Genomic DNA, 1137 nt, shown 5'->3' on the forward strand with positions numbered 1-1137 from the left:
ATCAGATATGGGAGCAGGTTATCGCTGTGATTTTTTTTTCTGACACTATTTTTTTTGAATCTCTATTTGAGTTCAGCAGTACCTCCAGATTTTCCTGTGTGGGAAAATGCCCTCAGTTTGATTGAACCTGAATGCTGAATTGGATCTGAATAAACTTGAGAAGCGGCAGTTGGTTCTTTACCATCAATTGTATACCGGATAGTCAAGCCAGGCAGTTCCACATTGGCATATATATATCCTTCTTTAATGATGGCGCCCGGTTTTGGTAAGCGGAAATTGGATCCTCCAAAAAGATATTCCAATCTTGGTATTTCTCTCTGACCCACCGCATTGGCAAACCGATTCCAATCATTTTCTCTAGCTGTCCTTCTTTTTTCCTGATCAGCGATTTTTGTCCAATCAGGATCTGAAGCCCATGCTCGTTCAACATAACCCAGCATTTTTGGCAAAATATAATATTCCATCATTTCCTGACCTTTGACCGTCTCAGACCATAGCTGACCTGATACCCCTTTGATATTTTCCTTTCCTTCAGCAGTCAATTGCACCATTCCATTTATCTGATTTCCTGTATCAATAGGATTTCCATACATGTCGGTTTCATTGGAAATAAAGTTGTTTAAAGGCACTGTTTGCCAGGCAGTCTTCATATCCACAAATCCCGACCACTGATGTCCGGGCTCATCAGGGTCCATATTGTAAGCAAGGTCAAAATAGAAGTTCGAAGAGTTACAGATGATGACTTCATAGCCGGCATTGGCCAATTGATAGGCCATATCTTCTCCCCCCCAACCTGCAACGGTATTCCAGGCATAAGCCCTAAATCCCTTATTGGCAAAAACAGGATTGGGACGGATGACCTCCTTGCCGTTTTCATGTACCTCTAATTGTGCGATTTCTTCCCAACCTGCTGTTTGGATTCCTCTTTCTTCAAACATTTTACTGACACGGGTATAGAAATAATTTTGAAGGTCATGTCTTGAATTTATTTCTTCCGTTTCGGCAATAAATTTTTGCTGATTGACGTAGGCCGCCTTTTGGTGCTCTCGCCTAATAATGCGGTCTTGGAGGTAAAATTCGTAGTTGCCCGCATATTCCGTGAGCTGACCCTGCATCAACTCGACGGTGGTATTTACC

1 protein-coding gene is annotated in these 1137 nt (G+C 42.2%); it reads right to left on the bottom strand.

Annotated elements, in window-relative coordinates; genetic code table 11:
• Nucleotides 1–62 precede the first annotated feature (62 nt).
• Nucleotides 63–1137: family 20 glycosylhydrolase (locus tag ACZFYI_RS20505; RefSeq protein WP_462525973.1), on the bottom strand; the 1075-nt coding region annotated here is incomplete at its 5' end.

Source organism: Aquiflexum sp. (assembly GCF_977115555.1).